Origin of the sequence: Aureivirga sp. CE67 (assembly GCF_015767245.1) — a bacterium.
GTDB lineage: Bacteria > Bacteroidota > Bacteroidia > Flavobacteriales > Flavobacteriaceae > Aureivirga.
In genome coordinates this window covers 183,219-200,381 of the sequence record NZ_JADOTV010000002.1, presented here as the reverse complement: position 1 = coordinate 200,381, position 17,163 = coordinate 183,219, and the positions used below count along the sequence as shown (strand labels likewise).

Annotated in this window: 18 protein-coding genes and 1 tRNA gene; 11 read left to right on the top strand and 8 right to left on the bottom strand. The window is 30.4% G+C overall.

Features of this window, described 5'->3' with window-relative positions; translation table 11 throughout:
* Positions 1-104: 104 nt before the first annotated feature.
* The gene (locus tag I0K12_RS04805) at positions 105-1,043 is read left to right on the top strand and encodes a mevalonate kinase (protein WP_196885755.1); all 939 of its coding nucleotides are present in this window, start codon (positions 105-107) and stop codon (positions 1,041-1,043) included.
* Between the two features lie 13 nt (positions 1,044-1,056).
* Positions 1,057-2,007 carry a geranylgeranylglycerol-phosphate geranylgeranyltransferase gene (locus I0K12_RS04800; RefSeq protein ID WP_196885754.1) on the top strand — a complete coding sequence of 317 codons (951 nt, stop codon included), beginning with the start codon at positions 1,057-1,059 and terminating at the stop codon, positions 2,005-2,007.
* A 78-nt stretch (positions 2,008-2,085) separates the two neighbouring features.
* On the opposite strand, the gene trmB is transcribed toward I0K12_RS04800, so the two are convergent.
* A complete protein-coding gene (trmB, locus tag I0K12_RS04795) occupies positions 2,086-2,757 on the bottom strand; it encodes a tRNA (guanosine(46)-N7)-methyltransferase TrmB (protein WP_196885753.1) in 672 nt (223 codons plus the stop codon).
* A 133-nt stretch (positions 2,758-2,890) separates the two neighbouring features.
* Entirely contained in the window at positions 2,891-3,085 is a 195-nt protein-coding gene (locus tag I0K12_RS04790) for a DUF6341 family protein (protein ID WP_196885752.1), read from the bottom strand.
* 41 nt (positions 3,086-3,126) lie between these two features.
* On the opposite strand from I0K12_RS04790, the gene I0K12_RS04785 reads away from it, so the two are divergent.
* The gene (locus I0K12_RS04785; RefSeq protein ID WP_231372703.1) at positions 3,127-4,065 is read left to right on the top strand and encodes a DUF6427 family protein; all 939 of its coding nucleotides are present in this window, start codon (positions 3,127-3,129) and stop codon (positions 4,063-4,065) included.
* On the opposite strand, the gene upp is transcribed toward I0K12_RS04785, so the two are convergent.
* Entirely contained in the window at positions 4,062-4,715 is a 654-nt protein-coding gene (upp, locus tag I0K12_RS04780; protein WP_196885750.1) for a uracil phosphoribosyltransferase, read from the bottom strand. The two genes, I0K12_RS04785 and upp, sit on opposite strands and share 4 nt — an antisense overlap.
* 103 nt (positions 4,716-4,818) lie before the next feature.
* Positions 4,819-4,900, bottom strand: a tRNA-Leu gene (locus I0K12_RS04775).
* Between the two features lie 179 nt (positions 4,901-5,079).
* Here I0K12_RS04775 and I0K12_RS04770 point away from each other — a divergent pair.
* Positions 5,080-6,477, top strand: coding sequence for a dipeptidase (locus I0K12_RS04770; protein WP_196885749.1), 1,398 nt, complete (start codon positions 5,080-5,082; stop codon positions 6,475-6,477).
* A 73-nt stretch (positions 6,478-6,550) separates the two neighbouring features.
* Here the strand turns inward: I0K12_RS04770 and tig are convergent, their stop codons facing one another.
* The 4 genes from tig to I0K12_RS04750 all read right to left on the bottom strand — a co-directional run bounded on the left by tig (position 6,551) and on the right by I0K12_RS04750 (position 9,876).
* Positions 6,551-7,876: a trigger factor gene (gene tig / locus I0K12_RS04765; protein ID WP_196885748.1), complete on the bottom strand. Its 1,326-nt coding sequence runs from the start codon at positions 7,874-7,876 to the stop codon at positions 6,551-6,553.
* A 99-nt stretch (positions 7,877-7,975) separates the two neighbouring features.
* A complete protein-coding gene (locus tag I0K12_RS04760) occupies positions 7,976-8,320 on the bottom strand; it encodes a phage holin family protein (RefSeq protein WP_196885747.1) in 345 nt (114 codons plus the stop codon).
* A 59-nt stretch (positions 8,321-8,379) separates the two neighbouring features.
* Positions 8,380-9,153, bottom strand: coding sequence for an alpha/beta fold hydrolase (locus I0K12_RS04755; RefSeq protein WP_196885746.1), 774 nt, complete (start codon positions 9,151-9,153; stop codon positions 8,380-8,382).
* Between the two features lie 3 nt (positions 9,154-9,156).
* A complete protein-coding gene (locus I0K12_RS04750; RefSeq protein ID WP_196885745.1) occupies positions 9,157-9,876 on the bottom strand; it encodes a pyridoxine 5'-phosphate synthase in 720 nt (239 codons plus the stop codon).
* Between the two features lie 193 nt (positions 9,877-10,069).
* Between I0K12_RS04750 and I0K12_RS04745 the strand changes: the two genes are divergently transcribed.
* The 7 genes from I0K12_RS04745 to I0K12_RS04715 all read left to right on the top strand — a co-directional run bounded on the left by I0K12_RS04745 (position 10,070) and on the right by I0K12_RS04715 (position 17,142).
* Positions 10,070-10,729, top strand: a complete 660-nt coding sequence (locus tag I0K12_RS04745; RefSeq protein ID WP_196885744.1) for a CBS domain-containing protein — start codon at positions 10,070-10,072, stop codon at positions 10,727-10,729.
* A 3-nt stretch (positions 10,730-10,732) separates the two neighbouring features.
* Complete coding sequence (locus I0K12_RS04740; protein ID WP_196885743.1) at positions 10,733-11,617, top strand: NAD kinase; 885 nt, start codon at positions 10,733-10,735, stop codon at positions 11,615-11,617.
* Positions 11,618-11,749: 132 nt separating this feature from the next.
* Positions 11,750-12,427: a DUF6089 family protein gene (locus I0K12_RS04735; protein ID WP_196885742.1), complete on the top strand. Its 678-nt coding sequence runs from the start codon at positions 11,750-11,752 to the stop codon at positions 12,425-12,427.
* 8 nt (positions 12,428-12,435) lie between these two features.
* Positions 12,436-13,191, top strand: coding sequence for an isoprenyl transferase (locus tag I0K12_RS04730; protein ID WP_196885741.1), 756 nt, complete (start codon positions 12,436-12,438; stop codon positions 13,189-13,191).
* Positions 13,184-15,703 carry an outer membrane protein assembly factor BamA gene (gene bamA, locus I0K12_RS04725; protein WP_196885740.1) on the top strand — a complete coding sequence of 840 codons (2,520 nt, stop codon included), beginning with the start codon at positions 13,184-13,186 and terminating at the stop codon, positions 15,701-15,703. Before I0K12_RS04730 ends, bamA begins: the two co-directional genes overlap by 8 nt.
* A 70-nt stretch (positions 15,704-15,773) precedes the next feature.
* The gene (locus tag I0K12_RS04720) at positions 15,774-16,604 is read left to right on the top strand and encodes an OmpH family outer membrane protein (protein ID WP_196885739.1); all 831 of its coding nucleotides are present in this window, start codon (positions 15,774-15,776) and stop codon (positions 16,602-16,604) included.
* 34 nt (positions 16,605-16,638) lie between these two features.
* Entirely contained in the window at positions 16,639-17,142 is a 504-nt protein-coding gene (locus I0K12_RS04715) for an OmpH family outer membrane protein (protein WP_196885738.1), read from the top strand.
* Positions 17,143-17,163 lie beyond the last annotated feature (21 nt).

The following is a 17,163-nucleotide window of genomic DNA, read 5'->3' as shown; positions in this document are numbered from 1 at the left end:
TAATTACAATGTGAAAATAAAATTAAAATATTCATTTATGCATTAAATAAAAGTACTAATATAGAAATGATTACTATCTTTGCTTCTTAAATGGGAATTAAATTATGAAAGGACCTTTATTTTATGCAAAGATTCTTCTTTTCGGAGAATATGGAATTATTAAAGACTCGAAAGGGTTAGCAATTCCTTATAATTCTTATCAAGGAACTTTGAAAAAAGAAGAAGTTTTGAATGAAAGTGCAGCGCTTTCAAACAAAAACTTACAATTGTTTTATACTTATTTAAAAGAAAAAACAGCCGAATTTCCGGACTTGCTTTCTTTTCGTTTAGACGAATTAGAGAAAGATATCAACGAAGGAATGTATTTTGACTCTAGCATTCCACAAGGATATGGTGTGGGAAGTTCTGGAGCATTAGTTGCTGCGCTTTATGATAAGTATGCAAACCATAAAATTACAGTTCTAGAAAATTTAACAAGAGATAAACTATTACAACTAAAACAAATTTTTTCTATCATGGAATCTTTCTTCCACGGAAAAAGTTCTGGTTTAGATCCATTAAATAGTTATTTAAGCATTCCTATTCTTATCAACTCAAAAGATCATATTGAGCCAGCAGGAATTCCTTCACAAAAAGAAGAAGGAAAAGGAGCTGTTTTCTTATTAGATTCTCAAATGGTTGGAGAAACGGAGCCGATGGTAAATATTTTCATGAATAAAATGAAAAATGAAGGTTTCCGTAATATGTTAAGCAAAGAATTCTCTGCACATACAGATGCTTGTATCGATGATTTCTTAAAAGGAAATGTAAAATCATTATTCGGAAATGTAAAGAAACTTTCAAAAGTTGTTTTAGACAATTTCCAACCAATGATTCCAAAGAAATTTCACCAAGTATGGCAATCAGGAATTGAATCTAACAACTTCTACCTGAAACTTTGTGGTTCTGGTGGTGGTGGATATATTTTAGGATTCGCACCTGACTTTGAAAAAGCAAAGGAACAATTAAAAGATTATAGAATAGAATTGGTGTATCGTTTTTAAGCAAATTTTTGCTATGGATTTATTAGAAGAAGCTAAAAAAAATACACCTGCTAAGAAATACCCTTTCTATATAAAGTTATTTAGCTTACTTTCTGTTGTGAGAGGATATAATATCGCCATATTAGTGTTCGCTCAATATATGGCTTCCATATTTATATTTTCTCATGACAGATCGCTAATAAATATTCTTCTCGATTTTCATTTATATATCATCGTACTTTCCACTATTTGTGTGATTGCTTCCGGATATATAATCAATAATTTCTACGATTCGGACACAGACAGAATCAACAGACCTGAAAAATCGAAACTCGACGCAATTGTCAGTCAAAAAACCAAACTAAGCATTTATTTCACTTTAAATTTTATCGGTGTCGGAATTTCTTTCATCGTATCATTTAGAGCAGCATTATTTTTTGCAACGTATATTTTCCTAATTTGGTTTTATTCACACAAACTAAAAAAATACCCATTAGTAAGTTTGTTCTCTGCAGCAACACTTACTATTCTACCATTTTTTGCAATTTTTGTCTATTTCAAAAACTTCTCATACATAATTTTCACACACGCAGCTTTTGTGTTTTGTATACTTTTGATTAAAGAATTGGTAAAAGATTTAGAAAAAATCAAAGGAGATGTTGTCCAAAATTACAAGACAATTCCGATTGTTTACGGAGAACATTTCGCAAAAATACTTACAAGTTTATTGATTCTTTTTGCTTTTGACCCTATTTATTTCCTATTCAAAAACCCAGAAATTGGTGGAATGCGTTATTATTTCTACGCAAGCATGGGAGTTTTAGTTCTTTGCGGAATTCTATTATGGAGAAGCAAATCACAAAAGCAATATAATTTAATTCACAACATCCTGAAACTTCTGATCATCGCCGGAATATTCTCCATGGCATTCATAGATCACGATGTAATTATAAATAAAGTAGACAATTTACTTTCTTGTCTTTAAAGAATATTTATTTTATTCATCATAGCGAAACCCTATCGGGTCGGGCTTTTCGTTCCCTTTCGCAAAAAAAATCCGTTCTTAAAAACGGATTTTAAATTTTATATAAGTAATAGCTTTTCCTACTTCTAAATATTGTTTCTCATAAAAAGTTTGAGTAGAAACAACTTCTTCAGGAGCTCCATGATTTTTATACACATCATGATTTGCATAAATCACCTCATGCCCTTCACCATGTAAAAGTCCTAAAGTATAACCGTGCATAAACTCACTATCTGTCTTTAAGTTCACCACACCTTCCTCATTTAAGATATGATCATATTTCTCTAAAAAGGCATGATTTGTAAGTCTGTGCTTCGTTCTTTTATATTTAATCTGAGGATCTGGGAAAGTAATCCAAATTTCAGAAACTTCACCTTCAGCAAAAATCAGATCAATCAATTCGATTTGCGTACGAACAAAAGCTACATTATCTAAATTTTCTTCAATTGCTGTTTTCGCTCCTCTCCAAAATCTTGCTCCTTTAATATCAACTCCAACATAATTAATATTTGGATTTTTTCTAGCTAAAGCAACTGTATATTCTCCCTTTCCACATCCTAATTCTAATACAATCGGATTGTCATTTTTAAAAAAAGAATTCCATTTTCCCTTCCATTGAAAACCATTTACAACCTCTTCTCTTGTTGGCTGAATTACATTATCAAATGTATCGTTTTCGTTAAATCGTTTTAATTTATTTTTACTTCCCAAAAGATTCTATTTTTAAAGTTTATACATCTTAAAAAACATTTCCTTATTACTTATTACAAGAAATGGTAACATGTATCTACATATTACCACTTTGTATTTTGTAATTTAAACAATATTATTCAAGAATTCTTTCCTACTCTCTTCCTTCTTTCTTAAACTTCAATAATTGCCCCATCCAGTAGAAGAATGCCACGAATGTAATAATGATAAAAATCCAACTTGGTAGGTTTGCTGACCACCAGTTCATATTGTATAGTGTATCCAAAGGTGCGAATGCTACATTTGTAAAGAAATCACCTATAGCCTTAAAAATATTGTTTGCAATCATATCTTAATTATATTTACTTTGCAAAAGTATAAAATATAGTGATGATTGCCAATTTTTTTAATAAAACAAAACCAATAAATTTATTAACCATTATTTTCCTTCTGATTGTAATTTCAATTATATCTTTTTTTAAAAATATATCTGAGAATTACAGTTTTACAAATATTTCGGAAAGTATTGGAATTCTCTTATTTTCTGCGGTTTTTCTTAGTATTTATTCTTTTGTTATTAAAAAAAATAACTTAGTGAAGAAAAACTCTTACGGAGATTTTTTAGTTATTTTGATTTTTGCAATGTTGCCTCAAGCCATTCATTGGAATCTAATTTTTATCTCAAATTTCTTCTTGATTTTATTTTTTAGGAGAATTTTCAGTCTAAATTCCATCAAAAACATCAAATTAAAATTATTTGATGTAGGTTTTTGGTTAGCAATTTCATTTTTATTTTTTAATTGGAGTATCGTCTTCGGAATTTTGATTTACATCAGTTTAGTAATTTATGAAAGAGTTAATTTCAGAACACTATTGATTCCAATCATCGGTTTTTCATTCCCAATCACATTATTTTATACTTATTCCCTTTTGATAGAACAACCTGATTTATTTCTAAACTCATTTACTTTTTATTACAACACCGAATTTGAAGTTTATAATCAGAGTATTTCCATGATTTTACCATTATCAATTTTAGGAATTTTAGCTCTTTTTTCCATTTTAATTACAACACCAAAAATTGCAAGTCAGGGAAATAATTCTAAATATTCTTGGGGAATTTTAATTTTAAGCTTTCTACTTTCTCTGGTAATTATCGCTTTTAGTTCTGATAAAAATCCAGATATTTTATTATTCTTAATCTTTCCTTGTGCAACAATTCTGGCAAATTTTGTACAAGAAATTAGAGGTTTGTGGATAAAAGAAAGCATCCTATATATTCTAATAGGATGCTCTATATATATGCAATATCAATATTTTATTCATTAAAGCTTTGACCCAAATGCCAAATCTCCTGCATCTCCAAGACCAGGAATAATATATCCATGATCATTTAATTCAGCATCAATTGTTGCAATCCATAAATGTGTGTTTTCTGGCAAACTATCTGCTACTAATTCCACACCTTGATTCGCTCCAATAACAGCAAATACATGAACTTCTTTTGGATTTCCGTGTTTTAATAATGTTTCATACACAGCTACCATAGAATTTCCTGTAGCCAACATCGGATCTGCAATAATCAAAGTTTTTCCTTCCAAAGAAGGCGAAGCTAAATATTCTACTTTAATTTCAAATTCCGCATCATTATTCGGATGATATCTATAAGCTGAAATAAAAGCATTTTCTGCTCCATCAAAATAATTTAAAATTCCATTGTGAATTGGTAAACCTGCTCTTAAAATAGAACAAACTACGATATCGTTTTCTGGCAATAAACTCTTTTTAGTTCCAAGTGGCGTTACGACATCTTTTTCAACATAACTTAGAGTTTTACTAAATTCATAACTCAAAATTTCACCAATACGCTCGATATTTCTACGAAAACGCATGCTGTCTTTTTGAATATTTACATCTCTTAACTCTGCAATATATTTGTTTGCTAAAGAATTATTTAATTCTAAATTATGAATAACCATGATATTATCTTTTAAAAAGTTTAATTCAATATTGAAGGAATATCTACCCGAATTTACGAAAAGTATAGATACAAAAAAAGCTAACTTGTTCAGTTAGCTTTTGTGCGGGCGGAGAGACTCGAACTCTCACGCCGTGAAGCACTAGATCCTAAGTCTAGCGTGTCTACCAATTCCACCACGCCCGCTTGGTTATTGTGAGTGCAAATATACGGATAAGATTTAACCACGCAAGTATTTTTTTTATTTTTTTTAAAGTTTTTTTATAAATATCTTTACTTTCTTAATTAAGATAAACTTTGTAGAGTTTACAAGATATTTTAAAAAGTTATTATTCAATAACTTACTTCAAAATTACATTAAATTAATGGAAAATATAAAATCATACGTTGAAGAAAATAAGGAAAGATTTATCAACGAATTAGTAGATCTTCTTAAAATTCCTTCTATTAGTGCCGACACAGCATACAATCAAGATGTTTTAAATACTGCAGACGCTGTAAAAGAAAGCTTAGAAAAAGCAGGATGTGATAAAGTTGAGATTTGTGAAACTCCAGGTTATCCAATTGTTTATGCAGAAAAAATGATTGACGAAAACTTACCTACAGTTTTAGTTTACGGTCATTATGATGTACAACCAGCAGATCCTATCGAATTATGGGATTCACCACCTTTCGAACCAGTGATCAAAAAAACAGAATTACACCCAGAAGGAGCAATTTTCGCTCGTGGAGCTTGTGATGATAAAGGACAAATGTACATGCATGTAAAAGCTTTTGAATACATGATTCAAAATGATAATTTACCATGTAATGTGAAGTTCATGATCGAAGGAGAAGAAGAAATTGGTTCTCCAAGTTTAGGTTGGTTTATTGAAAGAAATCAAGAAAAACTTAAGAACGATGTAATTCTTATTTCAGATACTGGAATGATTTCTAATGAGCAACCTTCTATTACAACAGGATTAAGAGGTTTATCTTATGTAGAAGTAGAAGTAACAGGACCAAACAGAGATTTACACTCAGGATTATACGGAGGAGCTGTAGCAAATCCAATTAATATTTTAAATAAAATGATTGCTTCTCTTCATGATGAAAACAATCATATTACAATTCCTGGTTTTTACGATAAAGTAATCGAACTTTCTGATGAAGAAAGAGCAGAAATGGCAAAAGCACCTTTTTCTTTAGAAAACTACAAGAACGCTTTAGATATTAAAGATGTTTATGGAGAAACTAGTTATACTACAAACGAAAGAAATTCAATTCGTCCTACTTTAGATGTAAATGGAATGTGGGGAGGATATATTGGAGAAGGAGCAAAAACTGTAATTCCTTCTAAAGCTTTTGCTAAAATTTCAATGCGTTTAGTACCAGATCAAGATCCAGAAGAGATTACACAATTATTCATGGATCATTTCATTAAGATTGCTCCTGAAGCTGTAACAGTAAAAGTAACTCCTCACCACGGAGGAAAAGCTTATGTAACACCGATTGATAATATTGGATACATGGCTGCAAACAAAGCATACACACAATCTTTTGGTGTTTCTGCTATTCCGCAGCGTTCTGGAGGAAGTATTCCTATTGTTGCTTTATTTGAGGAAGTTTTAAAAAGTAAATCCATCTTAATGGGATTCGGATTAGACTCAGATGCGATTCACTCGCCAAATGAGCACTATGGAGTGTTTAATTACTTAAAAGGTATTGAAACAATTCCATTATTCTATAAATACTATACAGAATTATTCAAAGTTGAAAACTAATCGATAATTCATAGATATAAAAAAAGGCTGTCAATTGACAGCCTTTTTTATTCTCGTAAACTAAATAAATTTCTTATTTGTTGTAAACCTCTTTGATGAAATCTTCGAAGTTTACTTCTTTAGTTGCATACTTAGCATTCTCTTTGAAGAACTCTAATACTTTTTGAGCTACTAATTGCTCAGAAATTCTCTTAGCTTCTTCTTGGTTAGATAATACTTTGTTTGCAATTTCATCTACTTCGCTATCTTCTGGGTTTGTGTTTCCAAACTGAGCTAATTGCTGGATGATGAATCCTTTTGTGTGCTCTTTTAAATCTTCGTAAGAAAGTTGGATGTTGTTATCTCTCATAATCTTACCTTCGATTAATTGGTAACGTAATCCTTTCTCAGAGTTTGCATATTGCTCTTCAGCTTCTTCAGCAGTTAATTGCTTCTCTCCTGCGACAGCTAACCATTTCTTTAAGAACTCAGCTGGTAATTCGAATGAAGTATTTTCTACTAAATATTCTGTAAGTTTGTTTAAGAAAGTTTGATCAGCTTGACCAACGAATTGCTTCTCAGCATCTTCTTTGATTTTTGCTTTTAACTCATCTTCTGAAGTAACGTTTCCTTCTCCAAATAATTTGTCGAATAACTCTTGGTTTACTTCTGCTAACTCTTGTGTATTGATTTCTTCAATAGTGAAAGTTAAGTTTACTTCTAAAGCTTTTGCTTCTTCCTCATCTTTCCCCATTGCAGCTGCTAAAACTTCTACTTTTTCGAATAAGTTTTTAGTTTTTAATTTTAATTCAGCTCCAACTTTTTTACCCATGAACTTTTTATTGTTCATTTTTCCTTTGATGTCTTCTAAAACGAAAGTAGCTTTATTTTCAATCTCTCCATCTTCGCTTACGAAAGTACCAACAATAGTAGCTCCTTCGATTACTTCTTCTTGAGAAATCATTTTTCCAAATCTACCACGGATGTTCTCAATCTCTTTGTTGATTAATTCTTCATCAGCAGAAATGTTATAATAAGTTACTTTATCACCTGCATCTAAGTTTACATCAAACTCAGGAGATAATCCTAATTCGAACTCAAAAGAAAAATCTTCAGCATCCCAAGAAAAGTTTTCGTTTTCTTTTGGAAGTGGGTTTCCTAAAATGTCTAATTTTTCCTCCGTGATAAACTTATTTAAAGCTTCTTGTAATAATTTGTTTACTTCGTCAATCATTACAGATTTTCCGTACTGCTTCTTCACTAATCCCATCGGCACTTGTCCTGGTCTAAATCCTGGAATGTTAGCTTGTTTACGGTAATCTTGTAAAACTTTAGTTACTTTATCTTGATAATCTGCTGCTGTAATATCAACTTTTACAACTGCATTCAATGCATCAACATTCTCTTTTGTAATATTCATTTTTTACGTAATTTATTCTGTAATAATTAAAAATAGGCTGCAAAATTAGTGATTTTTACCAATCTAGCAAACCATTAAATTGTTCTTATTCAACTATTTTTAGTTCTTTTCTTCTAACATCGGATTGAATAACGACTGAAAGAGCGATAATAACAAGCTAAATAGTAAAGCCGTCCAAAAACCTGAAACATAGAATCCATCTACTAAACTACTGGCTAATAGAATGATTATTGCATTGATTACAAAAAGGAATAATCCAAGTGTAATAATGGTTGCAGGTAGTGTCAAAAATATTAAGATAGGTTTTACGAACAAACGTAAAAATCCTAAAGTAATTGCTACAAAAACAGCTGAAAGGAAATCACTCACTTCTACTCCAGGTAATATTTTGGATAAAATGATTACTCCAATCGCTGTGATTAAAATTTTCAATATTAGTTTCATACTGTACTTTTTAGTTAACTTTCTTTTTCGGGAAAATTACTAACAAATTCCGTACAAAACTATTTTTCTGTCAAAAATTCTATAGAATAGATATAAAAATCTGCCTGATTTTCAGCATGTAACCAATGACCTGCATTTTTGACAGTCTCAATTTTCGCTTTTGGAAAATGCGCAAAAATCAAACTTTCATCGTCTTTAGAAATATATCCTGAATTTTCTCCTCTTAAGAAAAGTGTTTCTCCTTCAAACTCATGAAACGAAGGAAGTGCTACGCCAACTTCATCTACATTTTCTGTCAAACTATCCAAATTGAAACGGAAAGCTAACTTTCCTTTATTTTTCCAATACACATTTTTCAACAAAAATTGTCTTACTCCAATTTCATCAATTCGATCTTTTAAAACTTCTTCTACTTCTTTTCTTGTTTTATGAATAGAAAAATCTACAGAATTTAAAGCTTCCAAAATCAAATCATGATGTACAGGATAAAATCTTGGAGAAATATCTGCTACAATTAATTTATCTACCATCTCTGGATGCATCGTAGCAAAAAGCATCACTGTCTTCCCTCCCATCGAATGTCCAAGAAGTGAAACTTTCTCCAAATTATGATGTTGGATATAATGTAATAAATCCTCTGCCATCAATTCGTAAGTAAAATCTTCTGAATGAAAACTTCTTCCATGATTTCTTTGATCAATCATATGCACTTCAAATTGCTCTGCATATTTATTTCCTAAAGATTTCCAGTTATCACTCATTCCAAAAAATCCATGAAGAATCAAAAGTGGCTCTCCTTGTCCTTGAATTTTTGAATGTAAAACTTCTCTCATTTCTTATGAAATTTTAAGACGTTGTAAATACATTTTTACAACATTTTCTAATCCTAAATATAAAGACTCCGAAATTAAAGCATGACCAATCGAAACTTCTAAAAGATTTGGAATTTCTTTTGCAAAGAAATTGATATTTTCTAAGTTTAAATCGTGACCAGCATTAATTCCTAATCCTAATTCTGAAGCTAATTTTGCTGATTCTACATAAGGAAGAATTGCTTTTTCGTTTCCTAAACCATATTGATGTGCAAATTCTTCTGTATAAAGTTCAATTCTATCCGCTCCAGTTGTTGCAGCAGCTTCAATGAATTTTTCATTTGTATCAATAAAAATAGAAGTACGAATTCCGTTGTTTTTAAATTCAGTAATTACTTCTTTTAAGAAATCTTGATTTTTCACAGTATCCCATCCTGCATCTGAAGTTAAATTATCAATCGCATCTGGAACTAAAGTTACTTGTGTTGGTTTACTTTCAAGAACTAAATCCATGAATTTTGGAATCGGATTTCCTTCAATATTAAATTCTGTAGTAATAATCGGCTTTAAATCATAAACATCTTGATATCTAATATGTCTCTCGTCTGGTCTAGGGTGAACAGTGATTCCTTCTCCTCCAAATTCTTGAATATCGATAGCACTTTGTACAAGATTTGGCATATTTCCACCTCTTGAATTACGAAGCGTTGCTATTTTGTTTATGTTAACACTTAATTTTGTCATTATTTCGTAACTTGATTTTTGAAAGCACAAAGGTACAGATATTGTATTTTTCTGGGAAATGATTTAAAATAGTTTTAAGAAAAGTATAAGATTTCGAATTATTTTAATTTCCTTGGCGTAGAGTTTGAATGGCTTCCGAAAATATTTTATATTTCAACGGATTAAAGTTTTTTTCTTTAAAAATAAAAATGGCATGAGTATATCAGATTACATAACTACAGATTTTCCTGCAATTTCGGAGGAGGAAACAATTCAAGATTTGATTTTTGCAATTGAAGGAACGAATTATACGCATTATCCCGTAACTCGTGCAGGAATATATCATGGAGCAATTCCGATTAATGATATTTTATTAGAAAAGAGTACTTCCAAAAAAATTAAAGAATTCGAGCATTTAATTGTACCATTTTTTGCAGAAGAAAACACGAAAGTTGTCGATTTGCTAAAAATGTATTCTACTTATGATACAAATGTGATTCCTGTCGTAAATTCGCAACGAGAATTCATTGGTAGTTTTGAAGTATTAGAAATCATTCATCTTTTGAATGAATTGCCATATTTTCAAGAAGAAGGAGATATTTTAGTAGTAGAAAAAAATATTAAAGATTTTAGTTTTAGTGAAATTTCTCAAATTGTAGAATCGAACAATGGAAAAATTTTGGGAATGTTGGTTTCTAAAATTAAATCTGAAAAAATTCAGGTCTCTATTCGTCTTGTTTCTCATGACATCAATGAAATTATTCAAACTTTTAGAAGGTATGATTATTTTTTAATCTCAAAACATGATGATGATTTACTTTTAGAAAGCTTGAGAGATCGTTCGAATTATTTAAAAAAATACCTAAACATTTAAGAAATGAAAGTAGCCATTTATGGTCAAAAATATAAAGAAGAAACAAAACCTTATTTAACCAAACTTTTAAAACATCTAAAAAAAAAGGGAATTAAGGTTGTTTTCGAATTTCACTATTATTACCAATTGAAAGAGCACATTGATGAAAAAGATAGTTTTGAAACTTTCTTAAACCATGAAGATTTACCAGCAGACACAAAATATTTTATCACTATTGGTGGTGATGGAACTATTTTGAGAGCAATTACGTATGTTAGAGATTCAAATATTCCTATTATTGGAATCAATACTGGTAGGCTTGGTTTTTTGTCAACAATTCAGAAATATGAAATCAAAAATGCTATTGACAGACTTTTAAGCGAAGAATATCGAATTATCGAGCGTTCTGTTTTAAGTCTTAGATTAACTCCAGAAGTTTTGGATGCTGAAGATTTTCAATATGCAATTAATGAAATTACGGTAAGTAGGAAAAATACTACTTCGATGATTACTGTGAATACATATTTGGATGATGAATTTTTAACTTCTTATTGGGCGGACGGATTAATAATTGCAACTCCAACAGGTTCTACAAGTTATTCGATGAGTTGTGGTGGACCAATTTTAATGCCTCAAGCAAAAAATATTGTTTTGACGCCAATTGCACCTCATAATTTGAATACAAGACCATTAATTATTCCTAATGACACAAAAATAAAATTGACTGTGAACGGACATGAAAATCTGTTCTTAATTTCGTTGGATTCTAGAGTAACTACTATTAATAATCAAACGGAAATTTATATTGAAAAAGCGCCTTTTACCATTAAAACAATTGAAATGGAGGGACAATCATTCTTTAAGACTCTTCGTAGCAAATTACTTTGGGGAGAAGATACTAGAAATTAATAGATATTTTCGAATTTAACTGTATCTTTACGAACTTTCACAATAAATTACAAGAATTGTAGTTTATCAAAAAAGAAAGAACTGTATACCTAAAGCAAATAAAATATATATATTTGCAAGCTATTTTTAGACATGAAGAGAAAAATTTTATTTTACGTATTACTTTGTATTACAACTGTTTCTTTTGGACAAATCCATGAGGCAGGAATCATTTTAGGGGGTAGTAACTATATCGGAGATATAGGGAGTGAAAATTATATAAAGCCTAACAAACTAGCATTTGGAGGGATTTATAAGTACAATTTAAATCCAAGAATTGCCCTAAGAGGTACTTTTACTTATTTAAATATTGGAGATAGTGATAAAAATTCTTCTAATAAAGTAAGAGAAGAACGTGGATATTCTTTTTCTAATTCAATTAAAGAAGCTGCTTTTGGTTTGGAGTTTAACTTTTTTGAATTCGACATGTCTTCAAGATATGATGATTATTCACCATATTTAATGGTTGCCATTGGAGTTTTTAATTATAAAACAGTGGAAGATCAGAAAGCAGACGGAAGTTTTGATTATAGTTCAAATACATCAGTTACAATTCCTTTTGGATTTGGGTATAAAACAAGACTATATGACAAAATTGCCGTTAGTGTAGAATTATCAGCTAGATATACTTTAGTTGATGATTTAGATTACAATAGACAAGATATTTCCGATTTAAATTTCGGAAATCCTGATAATAATGATTGGTATATTTTCACAGGAATAAACTTAGTTTACACCTTTGGAAGACCAGCATGTTATTCATCTAGATAATTATTCTTATGAGTTTGATAGAGCAGATAGATAAAGAAAGAGTGCCAAAGCATGTGGCGGTAATTATGGACGGAAATGGAAGATGGGCAAAACAAAAAAGTATGCCTAGAGTTTTCGGACACAAAAATGGGGTAAAATCTGTAAGAAGTACAATTGAAATTGCTGGAGAATTAGGTATTGAAGCACTTACACTTTATGCTTTCTCTACAGAAAATTGGAACAGACCAAAACTAGAAGTAAAAACTTTGATGAGTCTTTTGGTTTCTTCATTAAAAAACGAAGTTAAAAACTTACAAAAAAATAAGGTAAAACTTCAAGCAATTGGTAATTTAGAACTTTTGCCAGAAAAGGCTAGAAAAGAGCTACAAGAAGTCATTGAATTAACAAGTAATAATACAGGAATTATTCTAACTTTAGCTTTAAGTTACGGAGCTAGAGAGGAATTAACTCAAGCAATTCAAAAAATATCTCAAAAAATTGTTAATAAAGAGTTAATGGTAGAAGAAATTACTGAAAAAGTTATAAATAATCATTTATATACATTTACTTTGCCAGATGTAGATCTTCTTATTAGAACTAGTGGAGAACAACGAATTAGCAACTTTTTACTTTGGCAAATCGCTTATTCTGAGCTGTATTTCACAGATGTTCTTTGGCCTGACTTTGGAAGAGAAGACTTTTTAAAAGCAATTTTAAACTATCAAAATAGAGAACGACGCTTCGGTAAAACCAGCGAACAAATAGAAAAGATCGACAATGAATAAATTAAGGTTATCATTACTACTGTTATCAATTATTCTTGGAAGTAATAGTCTGACTGCACAAGAAACTAATAATTCACAAACAGAAAATACAAATACAACTTCAAGTTACAAACAAGGTGAAACTTATACTTTAGGTGGAATTAGAGTTGTTGGTCTTCAAAAATTTAGTGAAGAAAGTATCCGAATTTACACTGGATTAACAATAGGGCAAGAAATTAAAATTCCTGGAGATAAACTAACTAGTGCCATCAAAAGACTTTATGAAACAAAAAAGTTTAGCACTGTAGATGTTTATATTGATAAAATAGATGGTAACGCTATCTACCTTTTATTTGAAGTAACAGAACTTCCAGAATTGGATGAAGTTACGGTAAGAGGTATCCGTAAAGGAAAGGCAAAAGATCTTAAAAAAGATTCAAATCTTGAAAAAGGAGAAATGGTTACAGAAAACCTTTTGGTTACTACTAAAAACTATTTCGAAAAACAATACATAGACAAAGGATTCCTTAATGCTAAAGTTACTATTGATACTAGAAAAGATTCTACTAGTGCTAATAGTGTAGATATGCTTATTAACCTTGACAAAGGAAAAAGAGTAAAAGTTCGTAGCATTAAAATTAATGGAAACAAAGCGTTCTCTAATGGAAAGGTTAGAGGAGCAATGAAAAATACTAAAAAAGCATTTTTTGGTAGATTTTGGAAAACTTCAAAATTTATCGATGAAATGTTTAAAGAAGATTTAAAAAGTATCGTTGAAGCATATAGCGAACAAGGATATAGAGATGCTAAGGTTATAGATTATAAAATCAATAAAGTAAAAGATAACAGACTTGATATTGAAATTACTGTTGAAGAAGGTAAACAATATTACTTTGGAGATATCAAATTTATTGGAAATAGTCATTTCAAAACTGATGTTTTAGAAAGATATCTTGGTATTGAAAAAGGAGAAATCTATAATGGAAAAATCTTAAAAGAAAGAGTAAAAGGAGATGGAACTCCAACTTCTGATGATATTACAACTCTTTACTTAGACTCTGGATATTTATTCTCTAGAGTAACGCCTATTGAAACAGGTGTTAAAAATGATTCTATCAATATTGAAATTCGTATTTATGAAGATGAAATTGCTATTTTACGTAATGTAGATGTTTCAGGAAATGATAGAACAAATGACCATGTTATTTACCGAGAATTAAGAACAAGACCAGGTCAGAAATTTAGTAAAACGAATATTATTCGTTCGATTCGTGAGATTAGTCAATTAGGTTTCTTTGATGCACAAGCAATTCAGCCAGATGTAAAACCTAATTTCCAAGATAAAACTGTAGATATCGAATATTCTGTTGCTGAAAAAGGTTCAAGTCAGATTGAATTACAAGCAGGATATGGAGGAAATGCTTTCATCGGAACGTTAGGATTATCATTTAATAACTTCTCATTAAGAAACATTTTCAACTTAAAAGAATATAAACCTCTTCCAATGGGAGATGGACAAAAACTTTCTTTAAGATTACAAGGGAGTAGATTCTATACTACTACTTCATTTTCATTTACAGAACCATGGATTGGAGGAAAAAGACCTAAATCTTTATCATTCTCTGTTTATTCTTCTAGACAATATGGATATAGTGGATTCAATGATGTAGACAGAGATCAAAGTTTACATATTTTAGGAGCGTCAGTAGGTATTGGACAAAGATTAAAATGGCCGGATGATTATTTCCAATTATCGCAAACTTTGAGCTATCAGAGATACGATATTAACAACTATAGATTCTTATCTTTTGATTTCAATAATGGTGTTTCTAATAACCTATCTTATCAGGTTAGTTTTTCAAGAAACTCTTCTGGACCAGACCCAATTTTCCCAACAACAGGTTCTGAGTTTAGTATTACAGCAAAAGCAACATTACCATATTCTTTAATCTTTAATAGAGATGTTGATTATGCAAATGAAACTGATGATGTAAAATACAAATGGTTAGAATACTACAAGATCGGGTTCAAAGGAAAATGGTATACTCCATTAATTGGTAAATCTGTTTTATTCTTAAACACTGAATTTGGATTCTTAGGACACTATAACAAAGATATTGGTGATTCACCATTCGAAAGATATTTTGTTGGAGGAGATGGATTAGCAAACTTCCAGTTAGATGGTCGTGAAACTATTGCATTAAGAGGATATGAAAATAATGCCCTTTCTTCTTCTACTGGAGGAACAGTTTATAACAAATTCTCATTAGAAGCTAGATACCCTATTACAAAAGGACAAGCTGCAACTATTTATACTTTAGGATTCTTAGAAGCAGGTAACTCTTATGATGGATTCGATAATTTCGAGCCATTTAATTTAAAACGTTCTGCTGGATTAGGACTTAGAGTATTTATGCCACAGTTTGGATTATTAGGAATTGACTTCGGTTATGGGTTTGATCCAGCTAATGAACAATTTAATACTGGAATCTCTGGTTGGCAAACACATTTCATCTTTGGACAACAATTTTAATTTTTTTTAGTTATAGTTTAAAGTTTAATCTAAAAAATATGGCACGATATTTTCTAAAATTTAATTTGTTATGATCAAAAAAGTTCTTTTTACATTCCTGATAGCACTTTCTACGACTTTTGCTTTTGCTCAAAAGCCTCAGAAAATAGCATATATAGACATGGAATATATTTTACAAAATGTTCCGGAATATACAAAAGCTCAAGGGCAACTTGATGAAAAAGTTCAAAGTTGGAGACAAAAGCTAGAAAAGAAAAATGCAGAAATAGAATCAAAGAAAACAGAGCTTAATAATGAAAGAGCATTATTAACAGATGATTTGATCGAAGAAAGAGAAGAAGATATTCAGATTTTAATTGAAGAATATAAAAAACTTGAAAACGATTATTTCGGTCCTGAAGGAGATTTATTTCTACTGAGAAGACAATTAGTAAAACCTATTCAGGATTTAATTTTCAATTCGGTTCAGGAAATTGCAAAAAGAAAGAAGTACGATATTGTTTTTGACAATTCACAAGATTTGATCATGTTATACACAAATAAAAAGTATGATATCAGTGAACTTGTAATTCAAAGTATCTCTAGAAACAAAAAGAAGCAAGCTGTAGAAGAAAAAAGAAGTGCAGCGAAAGCGAAACAAGCAAAAGCGAAGAGTGGACAATTATCACCAGAAGCTGCTGCAAAACAAAAAGAAAGAGAAGACGCAAAAAAGAAGCGTAAAGAAGAATTACAAGCAAGAATTCAAAAACAAAAAGAAGCACGTGCTAAGAAACGTGAAGAAATGAAAAAAGCAATCGAAGCTAAAAAACAAGCTAGATTGAAGAAACAAGAAGAACTAAAGAAGAAAAGAGAAGAAGCTAAAAAGGCTAAAGAAGATGCCGCAAAAGCTGAAAATAAATAAATTTTCTGAATATTAAATTAATACTAAATATACAATGAAACAATTTAAATCTTTTTTAATAGTTGCTGTAATGGTTTTAGGGTTTGGAGCAACTGCTCAAGCTCAAAAGTTAGCTTATATCAATTACGATAAAATCTTAACTGAATTATCTGACACAAAAAACATGACTTCTCAATTAGAGCAGTTAAGTAAATCTTACCAAGATGAACTAGAGCAAAAAGGAAAAGCTTTAGAAGCAAAAGGAAAAAGATATGAGAGCGAGGCTGTAACTAAAACAGAAGCTGAAAACCAACAAAGAGCTGTAGAATTCCAAAACGATCAAAGAGCTTTACAAGAAGCTGTAATGGCTGCAGAAAAAGATATTGCTTCAAGAAGAAATGCTTTATTAAAGCCAATCGTTGAGAAATTAAACAAAGCAATCGAAGCTGTAGCAAAAGAAAAAGGTCTTGAGTATGTTTTAGAAAAAACTACTTTACACTATGCTGCTGGAGAAGATATCTCTGCTGCAGTAACTGCTAAGTACAATCAAATGAAATAAGAAATCAATTTATTTTATATA